Below are 14,311 nucleotides of genomic sequence, written 5' to 3' on the forward strand. Positions count from 1 at the left end.
AGGGGGGCGCCCGTGTGGCGATCGGGGCGTGCGCATCTTGGCGCCCGCCGTCTCCCCGCCAGTCGAATGTTCCGCCCCCTCGTTCTCGCCGTGCTCGCGGCCGTTCTCGCCGCCTGCGGCGGCGGTGGCCCCGTCGACGTGGCGACCGCCGACGCGGCCCCGCTCCGGCTCGACCGCGACGCCCCGGAAAAACTGCTCCGCTCCGTGCTCGGCCCCTATGCCGGCGGCGACCCGTTCGCCTCCGGTCTCGTGGCCGGCGACGGCGACGACCTCACGCTCGCGCTCGACCGACTCCCCGCCGCCGCGCGCGCGGCCCTCGTCGACGCGAACGGCGACGGCGTCATCGACTGGGACGAGCTCGCGGCGATGCTGGAGGCGACGTATGGCGCGGCGACCGGCGTCCCGGCCACGCTCGCGGGCGTCCGACAGCAGGCCGACTACCTCGGCGGCGAGCCCGACTGGTTCACCGTCAACACCGACGGCGTGATGACGGCGGCGCGGCGGCGGATCCACGTGCCCGTCGCGGCGCTGCGGGCGGCGATGGAGACCGCGGCCAGTGGGGGAGAGCTCGTGTACCCGGCCGAGACCTGGATCGTCGGCGAGCACCTCGTCGACGGGGCCGTCGTGGAGACGACCGCCAAGCGCAAGCGGGCCGACGGGTTCTGGGACTTCGCCGTCTACGACGCTGACGGCCGCCTCGCGCCCGCGACGCAGACCGAGCCCCGCGCGCTCCGCGTGCCGACGCAGTGCACGGGCTGCCACCTCGGCGAGCGCCGCTTCGAGCCTGAAAAGAGCTTCCCCGGCCACGCCTCCGACGGCCCCTTCGGCCCGCGCGCCATCCACGTCCCCGAGGCGTGGCGGAGCGCCGACGCCACGCGCCGTTTCGACGAGCACGCGAGGCGTGCCGACGGCGTGCTCGGCCTCTACGCGACGCTCTACGCCGGCCGGCTCATGGCCGAGCGCGAGCGCGGCCCGCTCGCCCCGGACGACGCTGCGCTCCTCGACCGCCTGGGGCTCTGACCCGCCGCCCAGCGCGGGGCGATCTTTCCCGACCCGCACCGCGACGACACCTCCGACCCCCCGCCCGATGCCCACCCTCTCGACGGTCCGCCTGGTCAACGCCGTCTTCTACGCGCACCATGGGGTGATGGAGGAAGAGCACCGGATCGGCGGTCGCTACGAGGTCGACGTGGCGATGTCGCTCGACGTGCGGGAGGCGGCGGCGACCGACGACCTGACGAAGACCGTCGACTACGAGCGCGTCTACGCCTTGGTCCGCGAGGTGGTGACGGGCAACTCGTCGTTCCTCATCGAGCGCGTCGCGTGGCGGATCGCGGAGGCGGTCGGCGAGGCGTACCCGGCCGTCGCCGAGGTCGAGGTGACCGTCCGCAAGCCGAACCCGCCGGTCGGCGGGCCGTGCGACCGGGCCGAGGTCGTGGTCCGCCACACCCCGTGAGACGCGCCTACGTCGGGCTCGGCGCGAACGTGGGCGACCGGCTGGCGGCGCTCCAGGGTGCCGTCGCGGCGCTCGACGCCCGGGCCGACACCGACGTCGTCGCGCGGAGCGAGGTGTACGAGACCGAGGCGCTCGTCCGGCCCGGCGCCGCGGCCCAGCCCGACCATCTCAACGCGGCCGTCGCCCTCGACACGACGCTCCGCCCGAGCGCGCTGTTGCGCGTGCTCCACGCCGTCGAGCGCGCCGCCGGGCGCCGGCCGGACGCCCCGCGCTGGGCGCCGCGCCCGCTCGACCTCGACCTCGTCCTCTACGGCGACTGCCGCGTCGACCGGCCCGGCTTGCACCTCCCGCACCCCGGGCTCGCGACCCGCCGCTTCGTGCTCGCGCCGCTCGCCGACATCGCCGCCGGCCGCCCGGTCCCCGGCCTCGACCGCACGGTCGCCGACCTGCTGGCGGCGTGCGAGGACGGGCTTCGTCTGGAACGGACGGATTTCCGGCTGTGACGGCCCGGCGTCACCCGTAGAGCCCTACGCTGGTATCGGGCGGCGCGATCTTTCGGCCCCCCACCTGAGCCCATGTCTGCCCCGACGATCCCCGCCCATCTCGCCTACGTCGCCGTCGAGGGCGTCATCGGCGCCGGAAAGACGACGCTCGCCCGCATGCTCGCCGAGCGCGTCGGCGGCAAGCTGGTGCAGGAGGAGTTCGAGGAGAACCCGTTCCTGGGCTCGTTCTACCAGGACCGCGACCGCTGGGCGCTCCAGACGCAGCTCGCGTTCCTCGCCAGCCGCTTTAAGCAGCAGAAGGCGCTCGCGGCGCGCGACCTGTTCGTCGACCACGTCGTCGCGGACTACACGTTCGACAAGGACCGCATCTTCGCGCACGTGACGCTCGACGGCGACGAGGTCCGCCTGTACGAGACGCTGTACGGCATCATGGAGCCGTCGGCGCCGATCCCGGACCTGGTCGTCTACCTCCGCTCGTCGGTCGACCGGCTGCTCCACAACGTCGCGCTGCGGGGCCGGAGCTACGAGTCGGGCATGGAGCGGGCGTACCTCGCAGAGCTGGCGGAGGCCTACGACCGCTACTTTTTCCACTACTCGAAAAGCCCGCTGCTGATCGTCGACGCCTCGCGCATCGACTTCGTCAACCAGCCCGGCACGTTCGACGAGCTCGTCCGCCAGATCGCCAGCGTCAAGGGCGGCACGGCGTACTTCAACCCGCCCCAGACGATGCAGCTGGCGTTCTGAGGAGTGAGGGAAGAGGAGTGAGGATCGAGTGGACGCTTCGGGCGGGCCTCACTTCTCGCTCCTCACCCCTCGTTCCTATCACTCCGGCGGGTCGAGGGAGACGGTGATGAAGGCGAAGGCGCGGACGCGCTCGCCGCCGTCCCGGGCGGGGCGGAAGACGTGGCGCCGGGCGGCGTCGAGAATCGCGGCCTCGAAGACGTCCGGGAACGCGTCGACCGACTCCTCTCTCCCCCGGCGGAACGTCGTCCGCTCGACGATCTCGGCGTCGGTGACGCGGCCGCCCTGGCTGACGAGAACCTTGACGCGGGCGCGGCCTCTAAAATCCGAGTCGGCGCCGCGGGGGTAGACGGGCAGGGCCTGCCCGCTGAGCGTCGGGCTCCGGTCCGGGCGCTCGACGATGCGGTCCGAGGCGGGGGCGGGGCCGGAGGGCGCGGGCGGCGGCGGCGCGGGCGGGGCCGGCGGTCCGGGCGGGGCGGGGGTTGAGGGGCGCCGCGTGGGCACCGGCGTCGGCGGGGGCGGGATGTCGAGGTCGCGGACGATCTCCTCGACCACGCGCTCGTCGGGCACCTCGACCGGCGGCAGGCGCGACTCGACCGGGAGCGGCGGCGGGGCCGGCGGGAGGTTGTCGGGCGGGGGCGGCTGGCGTGTCGGCTCGATCATCTCCATCACCACCATCTCGCGCTCGGGGAGCTCGTTGGGCAGCTCGGGCGCCAAGTCGACCGACGGCCACCACAGCAGCGCGGCGTTGACGAGCGCCAGGCTCACCGCGAGCGCGGCCAGCGCCCGGGTCGGGGCGTGGCGGTCGCGGGCGGAGGGGGGCGTCGGGGCGGGCACGGGGACGGAACGGGCGACGGCGAGGATACGCGCCCGTTCCGCCCCGCCCCAAGCCCTCCCCTACGCGCGGGGACCTACTCCGTGTACGGGTCCGCGCAGATCAGCCGCATCCCGCTGGCCCCGTCGGCGGTGCCGCCAAGGAGATCGCTCGACGGCGTGAAGTCCAGCTCGACCCCGACGGCGACCTCGCCCGACGGGCAGGTCCGCTCGGGCCGCCAGTCGTGGCAGTTGGTCCGCTCGAACTCCTCGCCACTGAGCGAGGAGTCCGAGGTGACCCGGCCGTCCTCGTCGATGTGCGCGCCGGACAGGCGGATGCCCTTGATGCGGTCGTCGTCGCGGTTGACGCAGGCCTCGACGGCGTTGACGGCCCGGATGTCGCCGATCTCTGCGTCCGGGATGTACGTGATGGAGGCCACCTCGACACCAGGGAGCAGGCGCCCAGACGGGTCGGTCCAGGCGACCGCGCCGCACCGGCTCGCTTCCGTGGAGAAGTGGCCCTGGCGGACATCCGCGTCGTTGTTGCGGTACCAGAAAAAGAGGAACGCGCACGGGACGTCGCTTTCTTCCTGGACGTACATCCCCAGCAGAACGGCCCCGTTTCCGGGCCTGCGCGTCTCGGGAAGGCTGGTGCCGCTGTGCCCGGAGGTGGCGGTCTCGCTCAACGCGTCGCCGTCGTAGTACAGGCCGGTCGGGTTTGGCGAGGCCGAGGGCTCGTCGCTGTTCGGCCTCGCGACCGGCTCGTCGTCGTCGTCGGTCCCCACGGGCCCCGGGAGGTCCGGCGCGGGGCGCTCGAAGGTGCCGGGGGCGTGGCGCCCGCCCTCGTCCGGGACGGGGGAGAGGTCCGGCCGGCCGGGGCGGCTATCGCGGGGCCCGGGCGTCGGGTCGGCCCCGGGCTCGAAGCCGCCGCCGCCGACCGTCCCGCCCGCGGTGGCTCGCCCTCCGCCCCCCTGGCCGGGCCCCACGGCGTCGCTCGGGTCGGCGGGCGGCGCAGCGGCGGCTCCGCCCTGTTGCTCGCGGTAGCGGCGCATGGCGCGGCGATAGCAGTCGAGGGTGTCGTCGCACCGCTCGACCATCTCGGCCTGCACGTCGGGCGGGAGCGCGGCGAAGGCTTGCGCCAGCCGCGGCGGCATCGCGAACGGGACCTCGACGGCGGGCGGGGCGAACCCGATCGAGCCCCCGTGCGGTTGTGACCCCGCTGACAGGCGGGGCGACCCGGCGGCGTCCTCGTCGGGCTGGCCCCCGACCGGTCGGATCCGGTCGCCCGGGCGGGGGGCGCCCACGACGCCCACGGGCGACTCGCGGTCGGCGTCGCGGCTGGCCTGTTGGCGGTAGCGGCGCATGGCGTCGCGGTAGCAGCGGAGCGTCTCGCCGCACTCGTCGATGAGAGCGCGCTGGACGTCCGGGGGGAGCGCTTCGAAGGCCTCCTTGGCACGGGGCGGGAGGTCGGCGGGCGAGCCGGCGGGGCCACCGGCACGGCCCTGAGCGGCGGCGGCGGGGGCCAGGAGGACGAGCGCGAAGCTGAGGGTGGCGAGGCGTCGGAGCAGCATGACAGGAGGGAGGAGGCCGCTCGGTCGTGCGTCGCCGACGCGGGGGAGGGGTCACCTCCGGTGAAGAACCGCTGAGCCCCGGGGACGCCTTGCCCCCGTTCCTCGGGGGGCGGTACCTTGGCCGGAGCCAATGGCCGCCATGCCTTTCGTCAGCATTCCACCCGTTTCGCCTTCCTCTGAGCGGCCCCCGCGCCGTTAAGCCTTCCGTTTTTCGGGAGGCTTTTTTTATACCCAGCACGATGACCGAGACCCCTGCCAAGCTGGCCCTTGAAGACGGCACCGTCGTCACCGGCGTCGCCGTCGGCGCGCCCGGCGAGACGACCGGCGAGCTGTGCTTCAACACCTCGATGACGGGGTACCAGGAGATCCTGACCGACCCGAGCTACGCCGGGCAGGTGATGCTGATGACGTACCCCCACATCGGCAACTACGGCGCCTTCGAGGCGGCGACGGAGGCCGACCGCCCGCACGTCGCGGGCTTGGTCGTCCGGAGCTTTTCGCGCGACCCCTCGAACCACGCCGCCGAGGAGACGCTCGACGCCTACATGGCGCGCCACGGGCTCGTCGGCATCTCGGGCGTCGACACGCGCCGGCTGGTCCGCCACATCCGCCAGGCGGGTGTGATGAACTGCGTGATCTCGTCGGTCGACCTCGACGACGCCTCGCTGGTGGCCAAGGCGCAGGGCGTGCCGAGCATGGCCGGGCTGGAGCTCGCCAGCGGCGTCACCACGGGCCAGGCGTACGACTTCAGCGAGACGGGCGACCGCCGCGTCGCCGTCTACGACTACGGCGTCAAGCGCAACATCCTGCGGTCGTTCGCGCACCTCGGCTGCCGCGTCCGCGTCTTCCCCGGTGACACGCCGTTCGCGGAGGTGCTGGCGTGGAAGCCCGACGGCGTGTTCTTCTCGAACGGGCCCGGCGACCCCCGAGCAATGCCCGAGGCGGTCGAGACGGCGCGCGCGGCCATCGACTCCGGCCTGCCGATCTTCGGGATCTGCCTCGGCCACCAGCTGCTGGCGCTCGCAGAGGGGCTCGAGGTCTACAAGATGAAGGTGGGCCACCGGGGCGCCAACCACCCCGTCCTCAACCTGACGACGGGCCACGTCGAGATCTCGACCCAGAACCACGGGTTCGCGGTCCGCGAAGAGGGGCTGGCGGGGGTCGCGCGCGTCGACCACCGCAACCTCAACGACCAGACGGTCGAGGGCCTGCAGTACGACCGGTTCCGGGGGTTCTCCGTCCAGTACCACCCCGAGGCGTGCCCCGGCCCGCACGACAGCCGCTACCTCTTCGACCAGTTTCTCGGCCTGATGGACGGGGCGACCGCCGAGGCGGCGTGATGCACCTTGCCCAGATCAACGTGGCCCGGCCGCTCGGCCCGCTCGACGGCGCCAAACTGGCGGAGTTCGCGCGGGCGCTCGACCCGATGAACCTGCTCGCGGAGCGGTCGCCCGGCTTCGTGTGGCGGTTCGTGGATGAAGACGCCGAGGGCACGGCGCTGCGCGTGTTCGAGGACGGCCAGATGCTGGTCAACCTGTCCGTCTGGCGCTCGGTCGACGCCTTGCGCGACTACACCTACCACAGCGGCCACGCCCACTACGTCAAGCGGCGCAAGGAGTGGTTCTCGGCTTTTGGCCGTCCGCACTACGCGCTGTGGTGGGTCGAGGAGGGCCACCAGCCCTCGGCCGACGAGGGCCGCGACCGGCTCGACCACCTCCACGAGGAGGGGCCCTCGCCCCACGCCTTCACCTTTACGAACCTCTTTCCCGCCCCCTGATATGGCCATCCAACGCCGCGCCCTCGTCGTCCACTACGCGCCCGGCCACCCGGCCGAGACGGTCGACGAGCTGACCGCCCTCTTGAACGACGACTGGCGGCTGATCTCGACGGCCGCGATGGGCGGGACCGGCGGTGCCACGGCGCCCGCCCAGTTCGCCTGCTTGGTCGTCGTCGAGCGTGACCCCCAAAAGACCGTCGGCGGCTTCGCTGCCCAGTAGAGGGATGCGGGATGAGGGATGCGGGATGCGCACCCCTCTCCGCCCATCCCTCCATGCCCCATTCCCAATCCCCCCCCGATGCCCAAGCGCACCGACATCGAGACGATCCTGCTCATCGGCTCCGGCCCCATCGTGATCGGGCAGGCCTGTGAGTTCGACTACTCCGGCACCCAGGCCGCCAAGGCGCTCCGCCAGGAGGGCTACCGCGTCGTCCTCGTCAACTCGAACCCGGCCACCATCATGACCGACCCGATGACGGCGGACGTGGTGTACCTCCAGGAGCTGACGCCCGCCAGCATCAAGGAGATCGTCGCCAAGGAGCGGCCCGACGCCGTGCTCCCGACCATGGGCGGACAGACGGCGCTCAACCTGGCCGACACGCTGCATCAGGAGGGCTACTGGGAGGCCGAGGGCATCGACGTGATCGGGGTCGACATCGACGCGATCCACATCACCGAGGACCGGCAGGCGTTCCGCGACCTGATGGAGTCGATCGGGCTCGACCAGGCGCGCTCGCGCGCGGCGAAGTCGCTGCTGGAGGCCAAGGAGATCGCCCAGGAACTGTCGGGTGGCCACGGCTTCCAGCCGATCGTCATCCGGCCGAGCTTTACGATGGGCGGCGCGGGCGGCGGCATCGTCTGGGAGGCGGCGGACTTCGACCACAAGGTGCAGCGCGGGCTCGAACTCAGCCCGGTCCACGAGGTCCTGATCGAGGAGTGCCTGTTCGGGTGGAAGGAATACGAGCTGGAGCTCTTGCGCGACGCGAACGACAACGTCGTCATCGTGTGCTCGATCGAGAACCTGGACCCGATGGGCGTCCACACCGGCGACTCGGTGACGGTCGCCCCGCAGCAGACGCTGTCCGACCCGCAGTACCAGGGGCTTCGCGACGCGGCGATCAAGGCGATGCGCTCGATCGGCACGTTCGCGGGCGGGTGCAACATCCAGTTCGCCGTCGACCCGGCGACGGGACGGCTCGTCGTCATCGAGATCAACCCGCGCGTGAGCCGGTCGTCGGCGCTCGCGAGCAAGGCGACCGGGTACCCGATCGCGAAGGTGGCCGCCCGCCTGGCGGTCGGCTACACGCTCGACGAGCTGCCCAACGAGGTGACGGGGACGACCTCGGCGTGCTTCGAGCCCGCGCTCGACTACGTGGTCACCAAAATCCCGCGCTGGAATTTTGACAAGTTCGAGGGCGTCGACGAGGAGCTGACGACCCAGATGAAGGCGGTCGGCGAGGTGATGGCGATCGGGCGGACGTTCGCCGAGTCGCTCCAGAAGGCGTTCCAGAGCCTGGAGCAAGGGTTCTCCGGCCTGGGCGCGGACGGGCCGCTGCCCGACCGGAGCGTGGTCCGCGAGCGGCTGGCGAAGCCGTACTGGGACCGCCTGCTCCACATCCGCAACGCGTTCCGCCTGGGCGCGAGCGTCGCCGAGGTCCACGACGTGACCAAGGTCGACCCGTGGTTCTTGAACCAGGTCCACGACATCGTGGCGCTGGAGCGGGCGACCGAGGGCCGCGTGCTGGCGGAGATCGACGCCGACGACATGCTCGACCTCAAGCAGGCGGGCTTCTCGGACGTCCAGATCGCGTACCTGACGGAGACCGAGGAGGGGCAGGTGCGCGAGCACCGGCAGTCGCTCGGCCTGCGGCCGACGTTCCGCGTGGTCGACACGTGCGCGGGCGAGTTCGAGGCGCTGACGCCGTACTTCTACTCGACGTACGACCAGGGCGAGACGGAGTCGACCCGGAGCGACCGCGAGAAGGTGCTGATCCTCGGCTCCGGGCCGAACCGGATCGGGCAGGGCATCGAGTTCGACTACTCGTGCGTCCACGGCGTGCTCGCGGCCAAGGAGATGGGCTACGAGGCCATCATGATCAACTGCAACCCGGAGACGGTCTCGACCGACTTCGACATCGCCGACAAGCTGTACTTCGAGCCGGTCTTCTGGGAGCGCGTCAAGGACGTGATCGACCTCGAAAAACCGGCGGGCGTGATGGTGCAGCTGGGCGGCCAGACGGCGCTCAAGCTGGCGCGCAACCTGCTGGCGGCCGACGTGCCCCTGTTCGGGACGCCGTTCGAGAACATGGACCTGGCCGAGGACCGGGGCAAGTTTTCCGGGGTGCTGGAGGAGCTCGAGATCCCGTTCCCGCCGTACGGCATGGCGCACACGGTCGAGGGCGCGGTCGAGGTGGCCGAGTCGATCGGGTATCCGATCCTGGTGCGGCCGAGCTACGTGCTCGGCGGGCAGGGCATGCGGATCGCGATCAACAAGGACGAGGTGGCCGACTACGTGGCCAACATCCTGAAGCTGTTTCCGCACAACGAAATCCTGCTCGACCGCTTCCTTGAGGATGCCATCGAGGTGGACGTGGACTGCCTGAGCGACGGCGACGAGGTGTGGATCGCGGGTGTGATGCAGCACATCGAGCCGGCGGGCGTCCACTCGGGCGACTCGACGGCCGTGATCCCGCCGTTCTCACTGTCGGACGCGACGGTCGAGGTGCTCAAGGACACTGTCGTCCGGATCGCGAAGCGCCTCGGGGTCGTCGGTCTGATGAACACGCAGCTGGCGGTGCAGACGGTCGACGGGGAGGACCACGTCTACGTGATCGAGGCGAACCCGCGCGCGAGCCGGACCGTCCCGTTCGTGGCCAAGGCGACCGGCGTGCCGGTCGCGGCGATCGGCGCGAAGCTGATGCTCGGCGCCACGCTCGCGGAGTTCCGGGAGGCGGGCGCGCTGGAGTCGTCGCTGGTCGGGTTCGCGGTCAAGGAGCCCGTCTTTTCGTGGGACAAGTTCCCCGAGGTGACCAAGGAGCTCGGCCCGGAGATGAAGTCGACCGGCGAGGCGATCGCGTTCGTGGACGACATCACGGACGCGCACATCTCGAAGCCGTTCGAGATGCGGAACCTGTACCTGTCGCGCTAGCGCGCGCGACGGGGGACCGGGGACCGGGGACCGGGGACCGGGGACGATGGTGCCAGCAGGTCGAAGCGGTGCGCCTGCCTCGACCTGCCGGCGGCGGGGCGAACGAATCGGGCGGTGGGCCGTTGACCCGGCGAACCCGCCTCCCGCACCATGACCGACCGCCCCGACGACACGCCCGCTGACGACCCGCTCGCCGACGACCCCGAGCTCTCCAAGGACGAGGCGCCGCAGGCGATGCACCTCTTTACTGAGCCGACAGAGCCCGACGAAAAGCTGGACCCGAACCTGGCCGCCTTCGACCGGGTGCAGAGCGCGAAAAAGGTCGATGAGGAGTACCAAGCCGAGTACAACCGGCGCTACGTGAAGGAGCACGGCGACCACCACGGGAACGAGCCGGGCGTCGGTGAGGACATCTAACGGACACGAGAACGGGGCGCGCGGCGGTTGGGACGCCATGCGCCTCGCCTGCCTCGCCGTCCTGCTCGCCGTTCCGGCTGTCGCGTCGGCGCAGCTCCGGATCCACGCGGCGGCGAGCGAGGCGCCAGCGGATGCAGCAGGATGGACGGCGGAGACGCTGCCGTCGGGCGAGCCCGTTTGGATCGGCCCCGTCGTGCTCGACGTGCCCGCCGACGGCGTCGAGACGGTCGGGCTGGAGGTGATCGGCGACCGGGCGGACGTGTCGCTGTGGCTGTCGCAAGCCGTGGCGCCCGCCTTGTTCGACGTGACGGCGGGGGCGGTCGGCGAGGTGCTGGCGGTCGTGGTCGACGGGCGCGTGGTGGCGGCGCCGGCCGTGCGGTCGGCGGTGCCGAACGGGCTGGTGCTGGTGACGGGCCTGCGGGTGGCCGAGGCGGAACGGCTGGCGGCCGCGCTCCGCGAGGCGGACCGCGTGACGATGGGGGCGCCGCATGGGGATCCGCCGGGACGCCCGGCGAGCGCCAGCGGGCTGGACCGGCCGGACGGGCCGTCGGCGCCGGCCGAGGCGGAGCAGGCGGCGCTGGCGTTCGTCGACGCGGTCGCCCGACGGGACTGGGTGGCGGCGGCGGACGCGCTCCACCCCGAGTCGACCGCGGCGTTGCGTCCTGCCGCGCTCGGGCTGGTCCGGCTCGACGGGGCGACGGCGTACGCCCGCGACGGCTTGCGGGAAGCCACGTTTCCGGTGTCGGGCATCGCGCCGGCCGGCTCGACGGACGCCTTGAGTGACCGCGACCTCGCGCTCCTCTACGTCGCGGCGCTCGACGCGCTCGGCGACTGGGGGCCGATGTGGGAGGGGCGCACCGTCGTGGGCCGCGTCGCGGATGTCGACCGGGTGCACGTGCTCTTGCGGCCGCGAACGGGGGCAGCAGGGACCTCCGAGATCGCCGTCGTCACGGTGCGGCGCGACGCGCAGGGCCGCTGGCGGGCGATGCTGACGGAGGCGCGGGGCTACTGACCCGCGCGCTACTCGTCGTCGTTGCGGTCGTGGAGCTGGAGGTCGATCTCGAAGGGGTCGAGGTCGAGGGCGACCTGCTGGACATAGCGGCCGCGCAGCAAGAGCGCACCGAGCGTGAGCGGGATGGTGGCGAGGGTCAGGGCCGTCGCGGCGAGTTGGCGAGTCGTCATCGGGTACGGGGAGTGGTTTGAGGGGTGTATGACGCGTCGCGGCATTTGTTCGCCGTCATGCGGCAATCGGGCGCTCCCCGAGGCCTGGGAGGGCCGATGCCTGAGACTTCACCGCGCGTCCCCAACCCGTTGGCGCGGCAGCCGTTGGCGAGGCACCCTCCGAGACTGCGATGAACGCGTTTGGACTCCCGCCCGGCACCCGTCCTCACGTCGTCGTCGTCGGCGCCGGCCACGGGGGGCTCGCGTGCATCGAGGCGCTGGAATCGGCGGCGGTCGACGTGACGATCGTGGATCGCAACAACTACCACAAGTTTCAGCCGCTGCTCTACCAGGTGGCCACGGCCGGGCTCGGGGCCGACGACATCACGCAGTCGATCCGCCACATCGTGCGGCGCCAAGAGAATGCGGATGTGTTGATGGGGCTCGTCGTCGACGTCGACACCGAGGCGCGCGTGCTGACGCTCGACACCGGCGACACGGTCGGGTACGACGCGCTCGTGCTGGCGGCCGGGGCGTCGACGGCCTACTTCGGGGTCGAGGGCGCGCAAGCGCACAGCTTCCCGCTCAAGAACGTGCCCGACGCGCTCGCGCTGCGGAGCCACGTGCTGTCCCAGTTCGAGGCCGCCGCGCGCGAGCCGTCGCGGGTGGGGGAGGGCGTGCTAACGGTTGTCGTGGTCGGCGGCGGCCCGACGGGCGTCGAGATGGCCGGCGCGCTGCGCGAGCTGTCGCGCGTGCTCGCGAAGGACTTTCCCCGGCTCGACGTGAAAGGGGCTCGCGTGGTCCTCGTGGACGGCGAGACGCTGCCGCTCGGCGGCTACGACCCGAGCCTGCGGACGTACACGGCCGACGTCTTGGAGGAGAAGGGCGTCGAGCTGCAGATGGGCCAGAACGTCGAGCGCGTCGACGCGCGCGGCGTGACGCTGGCGGACGGGTCGCGGATCGAGGCGCAGACCGTCGTGTGGGCGGCGGGCGTCCGGGCGGTGCCCCTCGCCGACGCCGTCGGCGTGGAGCAGACGAGGGCCGGGCGGATCGCGGTCGACGCGACGCTGCGCGTGCCGGGGCACGACCGCGTGTTCGTGATCGGCGACCTGGCGGGCGCCCGCGACGCCGAGGGCGAACTGTACCCGCAGGTCGCCCAGGTGGCCATCCAGCAGGGCCGGCACGCGGCGGCGCTCATTGAGGCGATGGACACGGGCGCTCGCGCGGATGCGCCGTTCGAGTACCGTGACCTGGGGCAGATGGCGACGATCGGGCGGAGCGCGGCCGTGCTCCAAACGCCCGGCGGGCTGACGATGACCGGGCTCGTCGCGTGGCTGGGCTGGCTAGCGGTCCACCTCGTCGCGCTCGTCGGCTTCCGGAACCGCATCTCCGTGCTGTGGAGCTGGTTCTACAACTACCTCACGTACGACCGCGGCCCGCGCCTCATCCTGACCGACGGCGGCGGGCCGCGCCCGGTGCTCGCGACGGCCCCGACGACCGGCGACGCACGGGGCGGCTCGCACGACCCGGCGCTGGCCGACGAACCCGGCGAGGAGTACGACGGCGCGGGGAACGCCTAGCGCTCGCCACCGTCACCCGGCCCATGACGACCGTCCACGACACCCCCGACCTCGCCGCCGTCCGCGACGCCCTCGTGGCCGCCGACCGCGTGGTGATCACCTGCCACCTCCGGCCCGACGGCGACGCCATCGGCACCGAGGTCGCGATTGCCCGCGCGCTCCAGTCGCTGGGCAAGACGGTCACCATCCTGAACGCCGACCGCGTCCCGCGCAACCTCGACTGGCTCGCCGACGAGCAGCCCACGGGGCTCATGCAGGTCTACGAGTCGGGCGACTTTGCCCAAGCCGAGGCCGTCTCGCAAGCGGATGTGCTGCTGGTCTGCGACGCCAACGCCGAGCACCGACTCGGCGACGTGGGCGGCGTCTTCCGCAAGGCCGGCAAGCCGGTCCTGCTCCTCGACCACCACCCCGATCCCGAGACCTGGTTCGACCTCGCGTGCGTCCGCACCGACGCCTCGGCGGCGGCCGAGATCGCCTACGACCTGATCGCCGGGATCGACCCCGACCTCATCGACCGGGCGGTCGCGACGGCGCTCTACGTCGGCATCATGACCGACACCGGCTCGTTCCGCTACGGCGCCACGACGCCCCGCACACACGCCATCGTCGCCGACATCCTGGAGCGCGGCGACCTCAAGTCCGAGCCCATCCACGTGGCGCTGTTCGACGGCCGCAGCCGGGAGGGGCTCGCGCTGCTGAGCCTGGCGCTGACGACGATCCGCACGCACTACGGCGGCCGGCTGGCGACGCTGTTCGTGACGCAGGACATGATCCGCCAGTCGGGCGCCTTTTTCGACGAGACCGAGGGGCTGATCAACTACGGGCTGTCGCTCGACGGCGTGCTGGCGGCGGTGATCGCGCTCGAGCTGCCGTCCGGCGTCAAGCTGTCGTTCCGGTCCAAGGGCGACTGCCCGATCAACAAGTGGGCAGGTCAGTTCGGCGGCGGCGGCCACCCGAACGCCTCGGGCGCCTTCGTCAAGGGCGGGCAGCTGGCGCGGACCATCAAGGACGTGGTCGACGCGGCGCCTCCGCACGTCGCCGCCGACCCAGACGCGGTCGCCGAGTCGGAGGGCTCGCTGTCCGACGCCGACCTCGCGCTGCTGGCCCAGTTCAAGGGCGGGCTCGATTAGGGGCGAGGGACGAG

General features: G+C 72.2%; 15 protein-coding genes. 12 read left to right on the forward strand and 3 right to left on the reverse strand.

Annotation, left to right across the window (positions count from 1 at the left end):
- Positions 1-66: 66 nt before the first annotated feature.
- The 4 genes from ACLIRP_RS04070 to ACLIRP_RS04085 all read left to right on the forward strand — a co-directional run bounded on the left by ACLIRP_RS04070 (position 67) and on the right by ACLIRP_RS04085 (position 2,703).
- Complete coding sequence (locus tag ACLIRP_RS04070; protein ID WP_412062681.1) at positions 67-1,020, forward strand: hypothetical protein; 954 nt, start codon at positions 67-69, stop codon at positions 1,018-1,020.
- Positions 1,021-1,087: 67 nt separating this feature from the next.
- On the forward strand, positions 1,088-1,456 hold the full coding sequence (folB, locus tag ACLIRP_RS04075) for a dihydroneopterin aldolase (protein ID WP_412062682.1): 369 nt from the start codon (positions 1,088-1,090) through the stop codon (positions 1,454-1,456).
- Entirely contained in the window at positions 1,453-1,959 is a 507-nt protein-coding gene (gene folK / locus ACLIRP_RS04080) for a 2-amino-4-hydroxy-6-hydroxymethyldihydropteridine diphosphokinase (protein ID WP_412062683.1), read from the forward strand. Before folB ends, folK begins: the two co-directional genes overlap by 4 nt.
- A gap of 72 nt (positions 1,960-2,031) precedes the next feature.
- On the forward strand, positions 2,032-2,703 hold the full coding sequence (locus ACLIRP_RS04085) for a deoxynucleoside kinase (protein ID WP_412062684.1): 672 nt from the start codon (positions 2,032-2,034) through the stop codon (positions 2,701-2,703).
- A gap of 78 nt (positions 2,704-2,781) precedes the next feature.
- On the opposite strand, the gene ACLIRP_RS04090 is transcribed toward ACLIRP_RS04085, so the two are convergent.
- Together ACLIRP_RS04090 and ACLIRP_RS04095 are read right to left on the reverse strand one after the other, a co-directional pair.
- The gene (locus ACLIRP_RS04090; RefSeq protein ID WP_412062685.1) at positions 2,782-3,537 is read right to left on the reverse strand and encodes an energy transducer TonB; all 756 of its coding nucleotides are present in this window, start codon (positions 3,535-3,537) and stop codon (positions 2,782-2,784) included.
- Positions 3,538-3,611: 74 nt separating this feature from the next.
- Positions 3,612-5,084, reverse strand: a complete 1,473-nt coding sequence (locus tag ACLIRP_RS04095) for a hypothetical protein (protein WP_412062686.1) — start codon at positions 5,082-5,084, stop codon at positions 3,612-3,614.
- Positions 5,085-5,323: 239 nt separating this feature from the next.
- Between ACLIRP_RS04095 and carA the strand changes: the two genes are divergently transcribed.
- From carA to ACLIRP_RS04125, 6 genes are all read left to right on the forward strand, one after another.
- Positions 5,324-6,424 (forward strand): glutamine-hydrolyzing carbamoyl-phosphate synthase small subunit, encoded by a 1,101-nt coding sequence (gene carA / locus ACLIRP_RS04100; RefSeq protein WP_412062687.1) that lies wholly within the window; start codon positions 5,324-5,326, stop codon positions 6,422-6,424.
- Entirely contained in the window at positions 6,424-6,861 is a 438-nt protein-coding gene (locus ACLIRP_RS04105; RefSeq protein ID WP_412062688.1) for a DUF3291 domain-containing protein, read from the forward strand. Before carA ends, ACLIRP_RS04105 begins: the two co-directional genes overlap by 1 nt.
- A 1-nt stretch (position 6,862) precedes the next feature.
- On the forward strand, positions 6,863-7,081 hold the full coding sequence (locus ACLIRP_RS04110) for a hypothetical protein (protein WP_412062689.1): 219 nt from the start codon (positions 6,863-6,865) through the stop codon (positions 7,079-7,081).
- A 78-nt stretch (positions 7,082-7,159) separates the two neighbouring features.
- Positions 7,160-10,009, forward strand: coding sequence for a carbamoyl-phosphate synthase large subunit (gene carB, locus ACLIRP_RS04115; RefSeq protein WP_412062690.1), 2,850 nt, complete (start codon positions 7,160-7,162; stop codon positions 10,007-10,009).
- Between the two features lie 150 nt (positions 10,010-10,159).
- A complete protein-coding gene (locus ACLIRP_RS04120; RefSeq protein WP_412062691.1) occupies positions 10,160-10,426 on the forward strand; it encodes a hypothetical protein in 267 nt (88 codons plus the stop codon).
- Positions 10,427-10,463: 37 nt separating this feature from the next.
- The gene (locus ACLIRP_RS04125; RefSeq protein ID WP_412062692.1) at positions 10,464-11,438 is read left to right on the forward strand and encodes a SecDF P1 head subdomain-containing protein; all 975 of its coding nucleotides are present in this window, start codon (positions 10,464-10,466) and stop codon (positions 11,436-11,438) included.
- 8 nt (positions 11,439-11,446) lie between these two features.
- Here the strand turns inward: ACLIRP_RS04125 and ACLIRP_RS04130 are convergent, their stop codons facing one another.
- The gene (locus ACLIRP_RS04130; protein ID WP_412062693.1) at positions 11,447-11,608 is read right to left on the reverse strand and encodes a hypothetical protein; all 162 of its coding nucleotides are present in this window, start codon (positions 11,606-11,608) and stop codon (positions 11,447-11,449) included.
- A 170-nt stretch (positions 11,609-11,778) separates the two neighbouring features.
- On the opposite strand from ACLIRP_RS04130, the gene ACLIRP_RS04135 reads away from it, so the two are divergent.
- Entirely contained in the window at positions 11,779-13,167 is a 1,389-nt protein-coding gene (locus tag ACLIRP_RS04135) for an NAD(P)/FAD-dependent oxidoreductase (RefSeq protein WP_412062694.1), read from the forward strand.
- A 23-nt stretch (positions 13,168-13,190) separates the two neighbouring features.
- Positions 13,191-14,297 (forward strand): DHH family phosphoesterase, encoded by a 1,107-nt coding sequence (locus tag ACLIRP_RS04140; protein ID WP_412062695.1) that lies wholly within the window; start codon positions 13,191-13,193, stop codon positions 14,295-14,297.
- Positions 14,298-14,311: the final 14 nt, after the last annotated feature.

It is taken from the genome of Rubrivirga halophila, from assembly GCF_046845755.1.
Lineage (GTDB): Bacteria > Bacteroidota > Rhodothermia > Rhodothermales > Rubricoccaceae > Rubrivirga.

Excerpts from the sequence above, each read along its gene's own strand:
- ACLIRP_RS04070 (WP_412062681.1), top strand. The coding sequence starts at position 67 with ATGTTCCGCCCCCTCGTTCTCGCCGTGCTCGCGGCCGTTCTCGCCGCC.
- folB (WP_412062682.1), top strand. The coding sequence starts at position 1,088 with ATGCCCACCCTCTCGACGGTCCGCCTGGTCAACGCCGTCTTCTACGCG.
- ACLIRP_RS04085 (WP_412062684.1), top strand. The coding sequence starts at position 2,032 with ATGTCTGCCCCGACGATCCCCGCCCATCTCGCCTACGTCGCCGTCGAG.
- ACLIRP_RS04095 (WP_412062686.1), bottom strand. The coding sequence starts at position 5,084 with ATGCTGCTCCGACGCCTCGCCACCCTCAGCTTCGCGCTCGTCCTCCTG.
- carA (WP_412062687.1), top strand. The coding sequence starts at position 5,324 with ATGACCGAGACCCCTGCCAAGCTGGCCCTTGAAGACGGCACCGTCGTC.
- ACLIRP_RS04105 (WP_412062688.1), top strand. The coding sequence starts at position 6,424 with ATGCACCTTGCCCAGATCAACGTGGCCCGGCCGCTCGGCCCGCTCGAC.
- ACLIRP_RS04110 (WP_412062689.1), top strand. The coding sequence starts at position 6,863 with ATGGCCATCCAACGCCGCGCCCTCGTCGTCCACTACGCGCCCGGCCAC.
- carB (WP_412062690.1), top strand. The coding sequence starts at position 7,160 with ATGCCCAAGCGCACCGACATCGAGACGATCCTGCTCATCGGCTCCGGC.
- ACLIRP_RS04120 (WP_412062691.1), top strand. The coding sequence starts at position 10,160 with ATGACCGACCGCCCCGACGACACGCCCGCTGACGACCCGCTCGCCGAC.
- ACLIRP_RS04125 (WP_412062692.1), top strand. The coding sequence starts at position 10,464 with ATGCGCCTCGCCTGCCTCGCCGTCCTGCTCGCCGTTCCGGCTGTCGCG.
- ACLIRP_RS04130 (WP_412062693.1), bottom strand. The coding sequence starts at position 11,608 with ATGACGACTCGCCAACTCGCCGCGACGGCCCTGACCCTCGCCACCATC.
- ACLIRP_RS04135 (WP_412062694.1), top strand. The coding sequence starts at position 11,779 with ATGAACGCGTTTGGACTCCCGCCCGGCACCCGTCCTCACGTCGTCGTC.
- ACLIRP_RS04140 (WP_412062695.1), top strand. The coding sequence starts at position 13,191 with ATGACGACCGTCCACGACACCCCCGACCTCGCCGCCGTCCGCGACGCC.